This window comes from Nocardia sp. XZ_19_231, from assembly GCF_015355705.1.
Taxonomy (GTDB): Bacteria; Actinomycetota; Actinomycetes; order Mycobacteriales; family Mycobacteriaceae; genus Nocardia; species Nocardia salmonicida.
The window spans coordinates 481,723-497,103 of record NZ_JACUZI010000001.1 but is presented as its reverse complement, the minus strand read 5'-3'; the positions used below and the strand labels follow the sequence as shown (position 1 = coordinate 497,103).

The following is a 15,381-nucleotide window of genomic DNA, read 5'->3' as shown; positions in this document are numbered from 1 at the left end:
GTCACGCCGCCCCGCTCGGTATGTCGGCGCCCACCCTGGCCCAGCGGCCCGACTTCGCTCGGGCGAGGACCGCGACCAACCGCAGCAGCATGAAGGCGACCAGGCCCGACCAGATTCCCGCGACGCCCCAGTCGAAGATCAGCGACAGCCAGATCAAGGGGAGGAAGCCGGTCAGCGCGGCGACGAGGGTCGCGGTGCGCAGGAACGCGGCGTCGCCCGCGCCGAGCAGGACGCCGTCGAGGGCGAACACCGCACCGGCGACCGGAATCATGGCGACGAAGAACCACCAGATGACGTGGGCGCGGTCGAGGACCTGGGGGTCGTCGGTGAACAGCAGAGGGATCGCGGTCACGCCCGCGGCGAAAACGGCGGCCAGGAGCAGGGCGAAGATCTCGGACCAGATCGTGACCCTGCGAGCGATGCCTTTGGCGCCGTGCGCGTTTCCCGCACCGAGGGCCGCGCCGACCAGGGTCTGGGCGGCGATGGCGAGCGAATCCAGGGTCAGGGCAAGAAAATTCCAGAGTTGCAGAACCAACTGGTGGGCGGCGACGGACGCGGCGCCGAAACGAGCGGCCACCGCGGCGGCGGAGACGAAGCAGATCTGGAACGACAGGCTGCGGACGATGAGGTCGCGGCCGAGAACGAGTTGGGCGCGCATCACCGCGAGTTGTGGGCGCAGCGAAACACGTTCGCGCAGCAGGGCATAGGCGAACAGGACGCCGGAGACCGATTGACCGACTAGGTTCGCCACCGCGGATCCGGCCAGTTCCATCCGCGGCGCACCGAGCAGTCCGTACACCAGGACCGGACACAGCACAGCCGAGAGTGCCAGTCCCACCACCACATACGTCAGCGGCCGTCGCACGTCCTGCACGCCACGCATCCACCCGTTGCCCGCCATCGACAGCAGGATCAGCGGCACGCCGAACAGCGCGATCCGCACCCAGCTCAGCGCCTCGTCGGCGATCTCCCCACCCCCGGAGAGCACCGAACACAGTGGTACCGCGAACAATTGGATCACCGCGACGATCACCACCCCCACCGCCAGCCCCACCCAACTGGCCTGCACACCTTCCTCGACCGCACCGATCCGGTCGCCCGAACCGTGTCTCCGGGCCGCACGCGCTGTCGTTCCGTAGGACAGGAACGTGAGCTGGGTACTCACTGTTCCGAGGATCACTGCACCGACGGCCAGCCCGGCCAGTGCCAGCGCACCCAGCCTGCCGACCACCGCGATATCGAAGAGTAGATACAGCGGCTCGGCAACCAAGACGCCGAGTGTGGGCACGGCGATGCCGAGAATGCGCCGTGGCCCGGCCCGGTCGACCTCGCCGGTGACGGCTTCATCCATCGGTTCAGACCCCACACCGACCTCCCACAGCAACCACGAACCATTGGGCGCGAACGCGCCGGCGACCTGCCGATGGTGGCACACCCCACCGACAACACCGCCGATCATGTCCACCGATCGGCACGAAATCGCAGGTCTGAAGTGTGGACGCCGGGCAGAATGAGCGGCGATACTGGTCGTTCGCCCAGCTCGGCGGACGATGTCACCCCGCGGACGCCCGGTTCGCCCGAACAACTCAGGATCGACGATGGTGTTTGTGCAGCGATGGCGGGTGATCACGGCATTCGCCCTGGTCGGCGCGGCAACACAGCTGGTGTGGCTCACCTACGCGCCGGTGACGACCGTGGCCGCCGAGCACTTCGGGGTGTCCGAGTCCGCGGTCGGGTGGCTGGCGAACATGTTCCCGCTGCTCTACGTCGTGCTGGCCGTTCCCGCCGGCATCGCGCTCGATCGCTGGTTCCGACCGAGCCTGATCGCGGGCGCGGTGCTCACCGCGATCGGTGCCGCGCTGCGCCTGCTAGACGGCGGCTTCGCGATCGTGCTCATCGGTCAGACCGTCGTCGCGATCGCCCAACCCTTGGTGCTCAACGCCATCACCGGAATCGCCGGGCACTATCTCGAGGAGAAGGACCGGCCGACCGGCATCGCGGTCGGCACCGCGAGCACCTTCGCCGGTATGGCAGCCGCGTTCGTCCTGGGCGCGGCGCTGCCCGCGGAAAGCCAGCTCATGACCCTCACCGCCATCGGCACGATCTTCGCCGCCTTGGCCGCGATCGCGCTGACCGTCGAGTTGCTGCGCGCGGGTACCGGACCCGCGGCGAGCACCCCGACCTCGCTCACCACCCTGCGAGCGACCATCGGCGACCGATATGTGCGCCGACTCTGCGTCGCCGTGTTCTTCCCCTTCGGCACGTTCGTCGCGCTGGCGACCTATGGCCAGGCTCTGCTGGAGCCGTCCGGCGTGAGCGCCGACGCTGCCAGCATCGTCCTGCTGGTGAATGTCCTCGCCGGTGTCGTCGGCTGCGCGGTGATACCGGTCGCGGTCCTGCGCCGCGGCGTCGAATTGCCCGCCGTGATGGTCGGCCTCACCGCCAGCGCCGCCGCCTGCCTACTCGTCGCTCTCGCCCCCGGCCTGGCGACAGGCTCCTCGCCTTCGTCCTCATCGGCCTGACGCTCCTGCCCGCCCTCCCGATCGTGCTGGCCATGGCCGAACGCCACACCGGTGCCGCGGAAGGCACCGCCGCAGGCCTCATCTGGATGACCGGCAACCTCGGCGGCCTCGTCATAGCAGCCCTGACCGGCCTCCTCATAGACCAGCCTGCCCTGGCCTTCACCCTCTGCGCCGCCGCAACGATCCTCGGCGTCCCCCTGACCCTGCGCCTCCGCCGCGACGAGACGGTCGCCGCGACCTAGGGTCAGCCCAGCGCGGTGATCAGCGCGCGCACAACATCTTCGGCGTTGCCGTAGGTGGTGTAACCGGCGGCGAAGCGGTGGCCGCCGCCGCCGAAAACGCCGGCGACCGCGGCGACGTCGATACCGTCGGTGCGGCCGGGGGCGGAGTCGCGGGAGCGCAGCGAGACGGTCCAGCGGTCGTTCTGGCCGCGGGCCTCCTTGAAGACGGCGGCGATGCCCGCTTCGGCGGTGGTGCGGATGACATCGATGACGCTTTCGACCTCTTCGGGGCCGACGTCGTGGGTGTCGGCGGCGCGGACCAGCGCGTAGACCAGGCCGACACCGGCGGCGGACGGCACGACCACAGCCGTCGACAGCACCTTCGACAGCATCGGGAGCCAGGCGTAAGGGTGGGTGTCGAGCAGGACACGGGTGATCTCGGTGCCGTCGATGCCGGTGGCGAGCAACCGCTCGGCCATGGCATGGCTGCCGGAACGAGCCCAGCGGAACGAGCCGGTATCGGTGACCAGGCCCGCGAACAGGCAGTGCGCGATATCGGCGTCGATCTCCACGCCCCAGGCGTCGAGTAGCCGGGTCACCAATTCGGTGGTCGAGGCCGCGGATTCGTCGATCAAGTCGACGGTGCCGAAGCCGTCGTTGGCGCGATGGTGATCGATCACCAATGTCATTGTCGCGCCCGGTAATCGATCGGCCAGCGCACCGAGACGGCTGCGCGCGCCACAGTCGACGACGATCAACAGGTCGACCTCGCGCGGCACCCGCGCCGGCGGCACGACCAACTGCACCCCGGGCAGGGTGCGCAGCGAGGCGGGCAGCTCAGCGGGCTCGGCGAAGGACACACACACCGGTATATCGCGCCGGTGCAGCGCCATGGCCAGCGCGAGTCCGCTACCGACGGTGTCGGCATCGGGCTGCACATGGCACAGGATGGTCACCGAACGCGCCGCCGCCAGTGCGGCGACAGCCGCGCCCAGTTCGGTCCCGTCGCGGACGCTGGTCATCCGGCGTCCACGCGGGCCGGTCCCCGGCCGAACAGGGCGGTGCCCACCGAGCAGGACGCGACGCCCCGCGTGGTCACTCGAGCTACCGCCCCCGGGCGATGACCGGACATGCCTGCCTACTCGTCTTCGTCGTCGCGATCGGCCTTGTACGGGTCGGCCTCGCCCGCGTGCTTGGCGTTGGCGGCGACCTTGGCCACCTCGTCGTCGATGGCGCGAGCCCTGGCGAGCAACTCTTCCATCTCGCGGGCCACCTCGGGCACCTTATCCAGAGTGAAGGACAGGACCGGAGTGAACTTCACTCCGGTTCCCGCGCCCACCTTGGACCGCAGAACGCCCTTGGCCGCGTCGAGCCCGGCGGCGGCTTCGGCGTAGTCGGGTTCGGCGTCGATGGTCTCACCCATCACCGTGTAATAGATATTCGCCTCGCGCAGATCGCCGGTCACCTTGGCATCGGTGACGGTGACGAACCGCAGCCGCGGATCCTTGATCTCGTATTCGATCGCGGTGGCCACAATCGCGGAAATCCGCTTGGCGAGCCGACGTGCCCTGGCTTGATCAACCATGGCTGAGCTCCTCTCTTCGGCGGCACAGGTGGGGCCCTACGCAGGCTTGCGCCTGGCGGACCCTCGACACCCGTGCCGCAGCCTAGTCTTCGGGTCCGAAGATCCGGCGGCGTACTGCCAGCAACTCTATCTCCGGACGCGCGGCAACGTGCCGCTCACACTTGTCGAGCACCTCGTTCAGGTGTCCCGTTTCCGCACTGACCATGGCCACACCGAGCAGGGCCCGGCGGTGCAGGTCTTGATCTCCGGCTTCGGCCGCATTCACGCCGAAGCGCTTCTGTAGCTCGGCGAGGATCGGCCGGATCACCGACCGCTTCTCCTTGAGCGAATGCACGTCACCGAGCAGTAGATCGAATTCGAGCGCACCGATGAACAGCGGTGCTCACCTCCTGGTAGATGGGGATCCCGCAAGACCCCACGCCGCACCCGAAGAATCGGATGCGGCGTGGGTCGAACGGTATTGCGTTGATCAGTCGCGCGGCTTTTCACGAAGCTCGTAAGCCTCGATGATGTCGCCGTCCTTGATGTCGCTGTAGGTGACGGTCATACCGCACTCGAAACCTTCGCGAACCTCAGGAGCGTCGTCCTTCTCCCGCTTGAGCGAGGAGATGGTCATCGTCTCCGCGACCACTCGACCGTCACGGATCAGGCGCGCCTTGGCGTTGCGCTTGACCGAGCCGGAGGTGACCATGCAACCGGCGATGTTGCCGATCTTGGACGAACGGAAGATCGCGCGGATCTCGGCGCGGCCCAGCTCGACCTCTTCGTAGATCGGCTTGAGCATGCCCTTGAGGGCCTTCTCGATCTCGTCGATCGCCTGGTAGATGACCGAGTAGTACCGGATGTCGACGCCTTCGCGGTTGGCCAGCTCAGTGGCCTTGCCCTCCGCGCGGACGTTGAAGCCGATGATGATCGCGTTGGAGGCCGACGCCAGGTTGACGTTGGTCTCGGTGACGCCACCGACACCGCGGTCGATGACGCGCAGACGCACCTCGTCGTCGATCTCGATACCGAGCAGGGCCTCTTCGAGGGCCTCGACGGTACCGGAGTTGTCGCCCTTGAGGATCAGGTTGAGCTCCGAAGTCTCCTTCAGTGCGGCATCCAGATCTTCCAGGCTGATCCGCTTGCGGCTGCGAGCGGCCAGCGCGTTGCGCTTGCGCGCATTGCGGCGATCGGCGATCTGACGGGCGATGCGGTCTTCCTCGACCACGATCAGGTTGTCACCAGCGCCGGGGACGGAGGTGAAACCGATGACCTGGACCGGACGTGACGGGGTCGCCGCGTGGACGTCCGCGCCGTGCTCGTCGACCATGCGACGGACGCGACCGTAGGCGTCGCCCGCCACGATCGAGTCACCGACGCGCAGGGTGCCGCGCTGGATGAGCACGGTGGCAACGGGGCCACGGCCGCGGTCGAGGTGCGCCTCGATGGCGACACCCTGGGCGTCCATGTCCGGGTTGGCCCGCAGGTCGAGCGAGGCATCCGCGGTCAGCAGCACTGCTTCGAGCAGCTGATCGATGTTGGTGCCCTGCTTGGCCGAGATGTTGACGAACATGGTGTCGCCGCCGTACTCCTCGGTGACCAGGCCGTACTCGGTGAGCTGCTGCTTGATCTTGTCCGGGTTCGCACCCTCTTTGTCGATCTTGTTGATCGCGACAACGATCGGCACATCCGCTGCCTGAGCGTGGTTGATCGCTTCCACCGTCTGCGGCATGACGCCGTCGTCGGCCGCGACCACGAGGATCGCGATATCGGTGGCCTTCGCACCACGAGCACGCATGGCGGTGAACGCCTCGTGACCCGGGGTGTCGATGAAGGTGATCAAGCGCTCTTCGTCGTTGAGGTTGGTGAGCACCTGGTAGGCACCGATGTGCTGGGTGATGCCACCGGCCTCGCCCTCAGCGACGTTGGCCTTACGGATCGTGTCGAGCAGTCGGGTCTTACCGTGGTCGACGTGACCCATGACGGTCACGACCGGCGGACGGTGTTCGAGGTCGTCCTCGCCGCCGGCGTCTTCGCCGTAGGTGAGGTCGAACGACTGCAGCAGTTCGCGATCTTCGTCCTCGGGGCTGACCACGTGGACGACGTAGTTCATCTCGCCGCCGAGCAGCTCGAGGGTCTCGTCGTTCACCGACTGGGTCGCGGTGACCATCTCGCCGAGGTTGAACAGTGCCTGCACGAGAGCAGCGGGGTTCGCGTCGATCTTCTCGGCGAAGTCCGACAGCGACGCGCCACGGGCGAGGCGGATGACCTCACCGTTGCCGCGAGGCAGCCGCACGCCACCGACGGCGGGAGCCTGCATGTTCTCGTACTCGGCGCGCTTCGCCCGCTTCGACTTACGGCCACGGCGAACCGCGCCACCGGGACGACCGAAGGCACCTGCGGCGCCACCACGGCCACCGGGACCACCGGGACGACCGCCGCCGCCACCGGGACGACCACGGAAACCACCGGCCGCGGGAGCACCCGCACCCGGAGCACCGGGGGCACCGCCACCGCCACCGCGGTAACCGCCACCGCCGCCACCACCACCGGGACGGCCTGCGCCGCCACCGCCGGGAGCGCCACCGGGACGACCGCCGCCACCGGGACGACCCGCGCCACCGGGGGCAGGACGTGCCGAACGTGCGGGCATGGCACCGGGGTTCGGACGCGGAGGCATCGAACCCGGGTTGGGACGGGGACCACCGGGACGCGGGGCACCGCCCTGCGCGGCGGCCGGACGCTGACCCTGGCCGCCACCCTGACCGGGGCGGGGACCGCCCTGACCGGGAGCCGGACGCGGGCCACCCTGACCGGGAGCCGGACGGGGACCGCCCTGGCCCGGAGTCGGACGCGGGCCACCCTGCGGGGCGGGACGCGGTGCCGGACGCTCACGATCGGGCGCCGAGCTGAACGGGTTGTTGCCGACGCGCGGAGCCTTCGGCCCCGGCTTCGGGCCCGGACCTGCCGGACGCGGACCCGGTGCGGCAGCACCGGGAGTGGTCTGACCCGCGGCGGGAGCCTGCTCCGGACGCGGCGCGGCGGGAGCCGGACGCGGACCGGGCGCGGGAGCGCCTGCGGGCTTGGTTGCCGGAGCCTGCTGCGCGGCGGCCGGAGCGGGGCTCGCGGGTGCCGGAGTAGCGGGCTTGGCCTCGACCGGAGCGGCCGGTTCGGGCTTCGGCGCAGCCGGCGCGGCAGCAGCTGCCGGGGCGGGAGCGGCCGGGGCCGGACGCGGACCGGGGCGGGGGCCACCGGGGGTGGGCTTGGCACCAGCCGGACGGGCTGGTGCTGCTGCCGCCGACGGGCCGGGACGGGCCGCCGACTTGGCATCGGCCGCCGGAGCGGACTTCGATGCGACAGATTCACGCAGACGACGTGCGACGGGTGCTTCCACCGTCGAGGACGCCGACTTCACGAACTCGCCTTGCTCCTTGAGCTTCGCGAGTAGTTCCTTGCTTGTGACACCGAGCTCTTTAGCCAACTCGTGCACGCGGGCCTTGCCTGCCACTGCTCTCCTCACTGAGAGGCCGAGCAGTGACGCCGCCTAGGTAAGGCGGGCCCGCACGACCTCGGGTTATCTCCGACGGACGTTCATCGTTGGTGCTTCACGGTGTGCTCATGAGTGCTCGTGCCTGTTCTCGAGGTACTGCTCCAGGGCTGAGATATCCAGATTTCCGGACACTCGTAGGGCTCTGCCGAATGCTCGGCGCCGCTCTGCGGAACGCAAACAAACTGAAACGGGGTGCAACCAGGCACCCCGTCCGGGAAGTCTGCGCCGCGGATCGGGAACAATCGCGACATCGGTGTTCCGATGCTGCGCCACGATCCGCAACAGGTCGGCAGACGGCTCACGCTGACGGCATCCGATACAGGTGCGAACGGATTGCGCGGGCCGGTCCTGTACCCACTCTACCGGTGACCCGGTCATAACGACGAACCCCTCCCCTCCGAGAGTTACCAACATGTCATCCGCGGGCAGGGATTCGACGTGCCTCGATCAACTACGGTGCGCTTCCGGCCGGACGGAGTCGTCCGGTTCCGGAGCCGCGTCGCTGCGGATATCGATGCGCCAACCCGTCAGACGGGCGGCCAGGCGGGCGTTCTGGCCCTCCTTGCCGATCGCCAGCGAGAGCTGGAAGTCGGGCACGATCACGCGTGCCGCCCTGGCGTCGGGATCGACGACCGTGACCGATACCACCTTCGACGGGGACAGCGCATTGCCGACGAAGGTCGCCGGATCCTCTGCGTAGTCGATGATATCGATCTTCTCGCCCGCCAGTTCGCTCATCACGTTGCGCACGCGCTGGCCCATCGGACCGATGCACGCGCCCTTGGCGTTCACGCCGGACACGGTGGACTGCACGGCGATCTTGGAGCGGTGTCCCGACTCGCGGGCCACCGCGACGATCTCGACGGAACCGTCGGCGATCTCGGGTACCTCGAGCGAGAACAGCCGCCGCACCAGATTCGGGTGGGTGCGCGAGAGCTGGATCTGCGGGCCACGCGGGCCACGAGAGACGCCGTAGACGTAGCACTTGATGCGGTCGCCGTGCTCGTAGGTCTCCCCCGGCACCTGTTCGGCGGGCGGGATCAGTCCCTCGGCGCCGTTGGCCTCGCTGCCGATGCGAACCACCACGATGCCGCGGGCGTTGGCCCTGGCGTCGCGCTGGATCACACCGCCGACGATCTCGCCCTCGTGGGTGGCGAAATCGCCGAAGGACTTCTCGTTCTCGGCGTCACGCAGCCGCTGCAGCACCACCTGGCGGGCGGTGGTCGCGGCGATGCGGCCGAACCCCTCCGGGGTGTCGTCCCATTCGGAGACGAGGTTGCCGTCGGCGTCGAGTTCGCGCGCCATCACCCGCACCACACCGGTCTTCTGGTTGATGTCGATGCGCGCGTTGGCCTCGTGGCCGTCGGTGTGCCGGTAAGCGGTGAGCAGCGCCGACTCGATCGCCGAGATCACGGTCTCGATCGAGATGCCTTTGTCGGCGACAATCGCCCGCAAGGCTTCGATTTCAATATTCATTCCGCAACCCCTTCGGTGGGAGTGTCAAGGTGTTGTCCTGGCGCGGCCAGGTCGGCGGGCTCTTCGCCCGGTACCGGGCGGCCCGGCGCGATGCCGCCTGCGAGTTCGAGTTCGGCGGCGCCCGGTGCGTTGAATTCGACCTGGACGACAGCCTCGGCGATATCGGCGACGGGGACATGAACGCGATGTGGCTTCGTCTTGCCGCCGATGACGAGTGCGATGGTGGCGCCGCCGGTCGCGGCGTCGTCGGCGAGTTGGCCGACGCGCGCGTCGAAACGGGCTTTGCCCTCGATCCGCTCGACACCGTCGGCCAGTTTCACGCGGACCTTGCGGCCCTGTGCGCGCCGCCAGTGCCGTTCGGTGGTGAGCGGGCGCTCCACGCCGGGCGTGGTCACTTCGAGCAGATAGGCCGAATCGCCGAAATCGCCTGCGGCATCGAGAAGTTCGGACATCTCGCGGCTGATCGCGGCGATGGCGTCCAGGTTCGCGGGGCCGTCGCTGTCGACGGTGACCTTTACCCGAACCGGAGCCAACTCGCCGTTGCCCGCAGCCACGATCGCGACGCCCTCGAGGTCGAAACCCCGGCGTGCGACGAGCTCAGCGACTAGCTGACTCACCCTTTCCTCGGTGGGCATCGGCATATGGGCGGCTCCTGGTTCAGTTGTGACGCGATCGGAAATATCTACGCCGAAGGTCTAGCGTAACGCGCTCAGAGAGTGTAAAGGACCAGGCGCTGGGCGCCACGCACCGGTCCGACTCGGGCGTGCCCGAGGCATGTCATCTGGCACGATGGTGTTCGTGCCCCACCGCCATACCGTCCCGCCGAGAGCCGGGCGACCTTCCGGCATGCGCTCCGACCGGCACGACCCCCCGCAGTTGCGGGTCGAGCCTGCCACCACGCGCCTCGCCGGGTCGACCCCGGCTCCCACCGGTGCGAACTCGTCGCACCCACCCGTCGCAGTGCCGCATCCCACACCGGTGCAGCAGCTTTCACCCTCCACGCCCGCGCGAGCCGACACCCGCTCCACCTGGCGCCGCCGCACACTGTTCCGACTGGTCGGCGTGAGCGCGATCGGCATTCCCGCGGTGGCTGTACTGGCCGCCTGTGCCGAGGACGATACCGTGCACGCGCCGGATCCTCTTGCCGCGCAAGAGATCATGGCCCGAGCCGATGCCGCCGCCGCGACGGCCGCGATCGCGCTGGCGCCGCAGTCGAACGCCGCGCTGAGCACGATCGCCACCGAGCGCACCGCGCACGCCGACGCGCTGCGCACCGAAATCGACCGAGTGCTCGGCGTTTACGGCGACGGCACCACCCCGGTGCATCGCACGGGCGTGCTGACCGTCCCCGGTCCGGACGGCTCCCCCGTGCCCGCTTCGGAGGTCGAGACCGCCGCCGCGCAGCCGACCACCGTCGCACAACTGCGTGATCAGCTGGTCCGCTCCCAACAGTCCGCCGCCACCCTGGCCCGCACCGAATCCGGTTATCGCGCCGGGCTTCTCGCGTCGATCAGTGCGGCCTGCGCCACCCAGGCAGGAGTCCTGCTGACATGACCGAACAGCGAAAGACCTTGCAGAACGCGCTCGATGCCGAGCACGCCGCCGTGTACTCCTACGGCCTGATCGCCGCGTACGCCAACGCCGACCGGTCCCGCATGGTCGCCGAGTTCAGCGCCGCGCATCGAGCACGCCGCGACGCCACGGTCGAGCTACTCGAAGCCGACGGCACGGCACCGGACGCCCCCAACGCCGCCTATACCCCGCCCGCCCCGGTCGACAATCCGATCCCGGCGGCGCATCTGGCGGTGAGCGTCGAATCCGATTGCGCCGCAGCGTGGTACGCGGTCGTAGAAAACGCGACCGACGGATCGGTGCGCGCCACCGCGACGGAGGCACTCACCGAAGCCGCCGTTCGCCGTGCTCGCTGGCAGGTGATTCTGGGATCGGTCCCGATCACCGTCACCTTCCCCGGTCGAGCGTAGGAAAGATCGGTTCCGGGTAGATCGGCGACCCACCCGGAACCGAGGGCCCGACTACGGGCGCATCGCGTATGCGCCGTCGTAGGCCTCGACCTGCTGCCACACCCGGCCGAAACGCTCGGCGTCGGCAACCGGGCTGCGCAGGGCCCCGACCGCCCAGGCCCGCTGGGCCTCGGAGACCGAGGGCTTGCCGAGCAGCGCCGCCGCCTGGGTGTTGAAGTCGCGGATCTGGAAGTCGAAGATCTGATCGAGCACATCGCGGTCGAGCCCGGTGAGCTCGGCCTGCTCGAGAATCAGCTGCCCGTAGACCACCGTGGAGAACAGGTGGCCGATGGTCAGCATGAAGTCCAGGTCCTTCTGCTGGTCCGCATCGGGAGCCGCGGTGAGCAGCAGGCTGCGCAGCGCTTGGGCCTGCTCGTAGAACCGGCCGACATTCGGGACCTCGGATGCCTGCTCGTAGGCGGGGGTCCAGTCGGCGAACTGCACCTTGCCCGCGCCGCGCGCCGGACCCTGCTGCCAGAAGAACGGCTGGTCGCCGGGGGCGAGGTCGGTGCCGATCGCCGGGTATTCCTTCGGGTTGAGCAGGTAGTTCGGCATGAACTTCAGGATCTGGCCCACGTTCACGTGCACGGTGCCCTCGAGGCGCGGCAGGTGGTTGATGTAGCGCGAGGCCTGCGCGAAGTAGGTGGCCTTCTCGAATCCCTTGGCCGCCAGCACATCCAGCAGCAGGGTCATCGCGACCTCGGCCTCGGAGGTGACCTTGGACTTGGTCATCGGGTTGAACAGCAGGTAGCGGCGGTCCTCGAGCGAGGCGCTGCGGAAGTAGTCGACGGCGCGGTCGCTGAACAGCTTCATCGCGATCAACCGCGCGTAGGCGTCGACGAAATTGCCGCGCACATGGCCGAAGTCGGTGACGGGGTTGCCGTAGAGGATGCGGTTGTTGGCGTGGGTGATGGCTTCGAAGAACGAGTGCTCGACCATGCCGATGCCGCCGTGGCAGAGGTTGAACTTGCCGACGTTGACGGTGTTGAGCGCGGCCGAGAAGGCCTCCGGCCCTTCATGCAGCAGGTCGGCGGCGGTCACCGGGTAGTTCTCCAGCCGGAAGTGGCTGACATACATCTGACCGTGGATGACGCTCTCGATCAGGTGGTAGTCGTCGTGGCGGCTGTCGGCGGCGAACCAGATGTAGCCCGCCGGACCCTCGACGTCGGCGCGGCGCGAGAACACCGACACCATCGAGGCGACGTTGCCGTTGCCGATGTAGTACTTCTCGCCGCTTGCCCGGAACAGGATGCCCGCCTCGGCGTCAGCGCTGCCCGGCTCGCTCGGGGTGAGGATCAGGTCGGTGTTGTAGATGTCGGCGCCGTGGTCGCGCTCGGACAGCGCGAACGCCATCACCTGACCGTCGTCGAGGTCGGCGGCGGCCTTGCGCTTGGCGATCTCGTTATCGCTCTGCCAGATCGGGCCGAGGCCGAGGATGGTGACCTGCTCGGCGTACCAGTACGCCAGTCCGTAGAACCCGAAGATCTCCGCCAGCGCCGCGTTGCGTGCCGCGTCCCAGCGCTTGTTGGGGTCGCCGTCGGCGTAGGCGGCCGGCGTCAGGAAGGTCGCGAACAGCTTCTCCTTGCCGACGAACTCGAGGAACTCCGAGGTCCACACCGCGTCGCGATCCTCGACCAGCAGCTGCGCCTTGCCCTTGGACTCGAACCACTCGATAGTGGCCTTCAGCAGCCGCCGCGTCTCGGCATCGAAGTGCTGCGGGTCGTAGGTGGCCGGGTTGAAAAGCAGGCTGGGCGAACTCGTCATGCCCGTTAACTTAGCAGCGCCACCGACTAGCCACGCCGCCCCCGCGACTCCCTCACCTGCACTTTCGCCTACGTAGCCGTAAGTTCGAACGGCTCGTTGTTGTTTCCCCCAATCGAACAAGGACCAGATTTCCGAACTCGCCCAGACGTCGAGTAACTCTCGCCGAGAAGATGCGCCAGGGCGTACGAACCGGTCCCACAGACAGCAATCGCGCTGCCCCACATCAAGTGGGACAGCGCGATTCGTGAGACGAAACTCAGCCGCGAACCTTGGCGGTTACCGCGCTCACGGCGTCTTCGGCCGGGATCTCCTCGGCTTCGCCGGTAAAGCGGTTGCGCAGCTCCACCTTGCCCTCGGCCCAACCCCGGCCGATGACCAGGATCCAGGGCATGCCGAGCAGTTCGGCGTCCTTGAACTTCACGCCGGGCGAGGCGGTGCGGTCGTCGAAGAGGACCTCGAGGCCTTCGGCGTCCAGGCCTGCGACGACGTGTTCGGCGCCGTCGCGGGCGGCGGCGTCCTTGTTGGCGATCACCACGTGCACGTCGAACGGGGCAACCTCGGCGGGCCAGCGCAGGCCCTTCTCGTCGTGCTGCTGTTCGGCGATCACCGCGACCATGCGGGAGACGCCGATGCCGTAGGAGCCCATGGTGAGGCGCACCGGCTTGCCGTTCTCGCCGAGCACGTCGACATCGAAGGCGTCGGTGTACTTACGGCCGAGCTGGAAGATGTGGCCGATCTCGATGCCGCGCGCGGACACCAGCGGGCCCGCGCCGTCGGGCGAGGGATCGCCGTCGCGGACCTCGGCGGCCTCGATGGTGCCGTCGGGGGTGAAGTCGCGGCCGGCGACCAGGCCGACAACGTGCTTGCCCTTGACGTCGGCGCCGGTGATCCACGCGGTGCCGTCGACGACGCGGGGGTCGACGAGGTAGCGAACACCGTTGGCGGCCAAGCCCTTCGGGCCGATGTAGCCCTTCACGAGGAACGGGTTGGCGGCGAAGTCGGCCTCGGTGAGCAGTTCCACCTCGGCCGGCTCGACGGCGGCACCGAGACGCTTGTCGTCGACCTCGCGGTCACCGGGGACGCCGATGCCGAGGATCTCGGTCTTGCCGTCGGGGTGGCGCAGCTTCACCATCACGTTCTTCAACGTGTCGGCGGCGGTCACCGTGCGGTCGAGGACCTTCGCCTCGTTGGCCCAGTCGACGAGCGTCGCGATGGTGGGGGTGTTCGGGGTGTCGTACTCGACCGCGGCGGCCTGCCCCTCGATGGGCAACGGTGCGGGCGCGGCCGTGACCACGGCTTCCACATTCGCCGCGTAGCCGGACTCGACACAGCGCACGTAGGTGTCCTCGCCGACGGGGCTGGCGGCGAGGAACTCCTCGGACGCGCTGCCGCCCATGGCGCCGGAGGTGGCGGCCACGATCACGTACTCGACGCCGAGCCGTTCGAAGATCGCCTGGTAGGCCTTGCGATGGGTGGCGTAGCTGTTGGTCAGACCGTCGTCGTCGATGTCGAAGGAATAGGAATCCTTCATCACGAACTCGCGGCCGCGCAGGATGCCCGCACGGGGACGTTCCTCGTCGCGGTACTTGGTCTGGATCTGGTACAGGGTGACCGGCAGATCCTTGTAGGAGTTGTACTCACCCTTCACGGTGAGCGCGAACAGCTCCTCATGGGTGGGCCCGAGCAGGTAGTCGCCGCCCTTGCGGTCCTTGAGCCGAAACAGGCCGGGGCCGTACTCGGTCCACCGATTGGTGGTCTCGTAGGGCTCGCGCGGCAGCAGCGTCGGCAGCGAGATCTCCTGGGCGCCGGTGGCGTCCATCTCCTGGCGCACGACGTCCTCGATCTTGCGCAGCGTGCGCAGACCGAGCGGCAGCCACGAGTACATGCCGGGGGCGACCCGACGGACGTAGCCGGCGCGAACGAGCAGTTTGTGGCTGGGCACCTCGGCGTCGGCGGGATCGTCTCGCAGGGTGCGCAGGAACAGGCGGGAGAGGCGGGTGATCACGGATGCACAGGGTAGTCCCTGGTCCGGGCGGGGCGACAGCCGATTACCACCTGAGCGCTCCCGACACCCCGAAAACCGGTCCGCACATATAAGCGGATATCAGGTTACCCAATAGAATTCTCTTTCAATCATCCGATAACAACCTGATAACGTAACCGCATCTGGCAATTGTTTGGTGACTACATTTTCCCCATAAGTCAATTACGTACTTACAACAGAAAATTGGTGGCGGTAACGCTGCCCTTGGGAGGTCAC

At 68.3% G+C, this 15,381-nt stretch carries 14 protein-coding genes; 4 read left to right on the top strand and 10 right to left on the bottom strand.

Features of this window, described 5'->3' with window-relative positions:
- Nucleotide 1 precedes the first annotated feature (1 nt).
- The gene (locus IBJ82_RS02205) at nt 2-1,351 is read right to left on the bottom strand and encodes an MATE family efflux transporter (RefSeq protein WP_194825122.1); all 1,350 of its coding nucleotides are present in this window, start codon (nt 1,349-1,351) and stop codon (nt 2-4) included.
- Nucleotides 1,352-1,598: 247 nt separating this feature from the next.
- Between IBJ82_RS02205 and IBJ82_RS02200 the strand changes: the two genes are divergently transcribed.
- Both IBJ82_RS02200 and IBJ82_RS34435 read left to right on the top strand, forming a co-directional pair.
- Nucleotides 1,599-2,522 (top strand): MFS transporter, encoded by a 924-nt coding sequence (locus IBJ82_RS02200; protein WP_228536394.1) that lies wholly within the window; start codon nt 1,599-1,601, stop codon nt 2,520-2,522.
- Nucleotides 2,523-2,554: 32 nt separating this feature from the next.
- Entirely contained in the window at nt 2,555-2,764 is a 210-nt protein-coding gene (locus tag IBJ82_RS34435; RefSeq protein WP_228536393.1) for a hypothetical protein, read from the top strand.
- Nucleotides 2,765-2,766: 2 nt separating this feature from the next.
- On the opposite strand, the gene IBJ82_RS02195 is transcribed toward IBJ82_RS34435, so the two are convergent.
- The 7 genes from IBJ82_RS02195 to rimP form a co-directional block, all read right to left on the bottom strand.
- A complete protein-coding gene (locus IBJ82_RS02195) occupies nt 2,767-3,765 on the bottom strand; it encodes a bifunctional oligoribonuclease/PAP phosphatase NrnA (protein ID WP_194824267.1) in 999 nt (332 codons plus the stop codon).
- 116 nt (nt 3,766-3,881) lie between these two features.
- On the bottom strand, nt 3,882-4,328 hold the full coding sequence (rbfA, locus tag IBJ82_RS02190; protein ID WP_194824266.1) for a 30S ribosome-binding factor RbfA: 447 nt from the start codon (nt 4,326-4,328) through the stop codon (nt 3,882-3,884).
- An 82-nt stretch (nt 4,329-4,410) separates the two neighbouring features.
- Entirely contained in the window at nt 4,411-4,704 is a 294-nt protein-coding gene (locus IBJ82_RS02185; RefSeq protein ID WP_056811534.1) for a DUF503 domain-containing protein, read from the bottom strand.
- Between the two features lie 93 nt (nt 4,705-4,797).
- Complete coding sequence (gene infB, locus IBJ82_RS02180) at nt 4,798-7,818, bottom strand: translation initiation factor IF-2 (RefSeq protein ID WP_194824265.1); 3,021 nt, start codon at nt 7,816-7,818, stop codon at nt 4,798-4,800.
- Between the two features lie 108 nt (nt 7,819-7,926).
- On the bottom strand, nt 7,927-8,238 hold the full coding sequence (locus tag IBJ82_RS02175) for a YlxR family protein (RefSeq protein ID WP_082843990.1): 312 nt from the start codon (nt 8,236-8,238) through the stop codon (nt 7,927-7,929).
- Nucleotides 8,239-8,307: 69 nt separating this feature from the next.
- The gene (gene nusA / locus IBJ82_RS02170) at nt 8,308-9,336 is read right to left on the bottom strand and encodes a transcription termination factor NusA (protein WP_194824264.1); all 1,029 of its coding nucleotides are present in this window, start codon (nt 9,334-9,336) and stop codon (nt 8,308-8,310) included.
- The gene (rimP, locus tag IBJ82_RS02165) at nt 9,333-9,977 is read right to left on the bottom strand and encodes a ribosome maturation factor RimP (RefSeq protein WP_056811542.1); all 645 of its coding nucleotides are present in this window, start codon (nt 9,975-9,977) and stop codon (nt 9,333-9,335) included. The genes nusA and rimP overlap by 4 nt, the downstream gene beginning before the upstream one ends.
- Before the next feature lie 157 nt (nt 9,978-10,134).
- Here rimP and IBJ82_RS02160 point away from each other — a divergent pair, with 157 nt between their 5' ends.
- Nucleotides 10,135-10,890, top strand: a complete 756-nt coding sequence (locus IBJ82_RS02160; protein WP_228536392.1) for a hypothetical protein — start codon at nt 10,135-10,137, stop codon at nt 10,888-10,890.
- Nucleotides 10,887-11,318: a ferritin-like domain-containing protein gene (locus IBJ82_RS02155; RefSeq protein ID WP_194824263.1), complete on the top strand. Its 432-nt coding sequence runs from the start codon at nt 10,887-10,889 to the stop codon at nt 11,316-11,318. The genes IBJ82_RS02160 and IBJ82_RS02155 overlap by 4 nt, the downstream gene beginning before the upstream one ends.
- 51 nt (nt 11,319-11,369) lie before the next feature.
- Here IBJ82_RS02155 and IBJ82_RS02150 read toward each other — a convergent pair whose 3' ends face one another.
- Nucleotides 11,370-13,121 (bottom strand): acyl-CoA dehydrogenase family protein, encoded by a 1,752-nt coding sequence (locus tag IBJ82_RS02150; protein ID WP_194824262.1) that lies wholly within the window; start codon nt 13,119-13,121, stop codon nt 11,370-11,372.
- A gap of 256 nt (nt 13,122-13,377) precedes the next feature.
- On the bottom strand, nt 13,378-15,126 hold the full coding sequence (locus tag IBJ82_RS02145) for a proline--tRNA ligase (RefSeq protein ID WP_194824261.1): 1,749 nt from the start codon (nt 15,124-15,126) through the stop codon (nt 13,378-13,380).
- Between the last annotated feature and the right edge of the window lie 255 nt (nt 15,127-15,381).